Annotated in this window: 1 protein-coding gene; it reads right to left on the bottom strand. The window is 60.0% G+C overall.

Annotation, left to right across the window (positions count from 1 at the left end):
- Position 1: 1 nt before the first annotated feature.
- On the bottom strand, positions 2-1,165 hold the full coding sequence (locus tag M5B43_RS27165; RefSeq protein WP_176719699.1) for a ribonucleotide-diphosphate reductase subunit beta: 1,164 nt from the start codon (positions 1,163-1,165) through the stop codon (positions 2-4).
- Positions 1,166-1,202 lie beyond the last annotated feature (37 nt).

Raw genomic sequence — 1,202 nt, 5'->3', positions numbered from 1 at the left:
ATCAATCCCAGCTCAACGCGCCGCCAGTCTGATACTCGATCACACGCGTCTCAAAGAAATTCTTCTCTTTCTTCAAGTCCATGATCTCGCTCATCCACGGGAACGGGTTGGTCGTCCCTGGATACTCTTCCTTCAAGCCAATCTGCGACAGGCGACGGTTAGCGATGAACTTGAGGTAATCCTCCATCATCGCCGCGTTCATGCCCAGCACGCCGCGCGGCATGGTGTCGCGCGCGTATTCGATCTCCAGCTGAGTCCCTTGCAGGATCATCTGGGTCGCTTCTTCCTTCATCTCGGCGTCCCACAGGTGTGGGTTTTCGATTTTGATCTGGTTGATCACGTCGATACCGAAGTTCAGGTGCATCGACTCGTCGCGCAGGATGTACTGGAACTGCTCGGCCACGCCGGTCATTTTGTTGCGGCGGCCCATCGACAAAATCTGGGTGAAGCCGCAATAGAAGAAGATGCCTTCGAGGACGCAGTAGTAGGCGACCAGGTTGCGCAGCAGTTCCTTGTCGGTCTCGACGGTGCCGGTTTCGAACTTCGGATCGGAGATCGAGCGGGTGTATTTCAGGCCCCAGGCCGCTTTCTTCGCGACGGATGGGATCTCGTGGTACATGTTGAAGATCTCGCCTTCATCCATGGCCAACGATTCGATGCAGTACTGGTAGGCGTGGGTGTGGATCGCCTCTTCGAAGGCCTGGCGCAGGATGTACTGGCGGCACTCCGGGTTGGTGATCAGGCGGTAAACAGCCAATACCAGGTTGTTAGCTACCAACGAGTCGGCGGTGGAGAAGAAGCCCAGGTTGCGCATGACGATGCGGCGTTCGTCGTCGGTCAGGCCCTCGGGGTTTTTCCACAGGGCGATGTCGGCGGTCATGTTGACCTCTTGCGGCATCCAGTGGTTGGCGCAGCCGTCGAGGTACTTCTGCCAGGCCCAGTCGTACTTGAAGGGCACGAGTTGGTTGAGGTCGGCGCGGCAGTTGATCATGCGCTTTTCGTCAACGGCGACGCGGGCGGAGGCGCCTTCAAGTTCGGCGAGGCCTTCGGCGACGTCGAGTTTGTCCAGGGCCGCCTTGGCGCGCACGATGGCGGCGGAGTCACTGGCGGTGACGGCGCGGGCTTCGATGGCGGCAGCAGCGCCGGCACCGTCGAGGCGGTCCATGTTGGCTTCGGTGGCGTGGCCGGCGTTGGCGCCTTTG

This window comes from Pseudomonas sp. MWU15-20650, assembly GCF_023242475.1.
GTDB lineage: Bacteria > Pseudomonadota > Gammaproteobacteria > Pseudomonadales > Pseudomonadaceae > Aquipseudomonas.
The sequence above is the reverse complement of the archived record's forward strand: the minus strand, read 5'-3'. Positions and strand labels throughout refer to the sequence as shown.